Raw genomic sequence first — 251 nt, 5'->3', positions numbered from 1 at the left:
CAATACCAAAGCTCTTTGAGTTGTGCCCCGAGTATATAAGTGGTCATTAAGTCCTTATTGATATTCAATATTTCTGTAAGATAGCTGTCTTGCCGTGGATTTAAGTTGCCTCTATTTTTCAACAACACCCAGCGTGAGCGCTTGACCCATTGCCTCGCTTTTTTATCTTGCTTGAGTTTGTTGGCTTGGTCGACTCTGACTCTATCCATTACCTCACGACCGAACTTAGCAACAACATGGAATAAGTCGTA

General features: G+C 41.8%; 1 protein-coding gene. It reads right to left on the bottom strand.

The features are described from left to right. Positions 1–251: transposase (locus tag AB4558_RS21470; RefSeq protein ID WP_198598960.1), on the bottom strand; the 251-nt coding region annotated here is incomplete at both ends.

It is taken from the genome of Vibrio sp. 10N.222.51.C5 (genome assembly GCF_041474575.1).
GTDB classification, from domain to species: Bacteria; Pseudomonadota; Gammaproteobacteria; order Enterobacterales; family Vibrionaceae; genus Vibrio; species Vibrio crassostreae_C.
The sequence above is the reverse complement of the archived record's forward strand: the minus strand, read 5'-3'. Positions and strand labels throughout refer to the sequence as shown.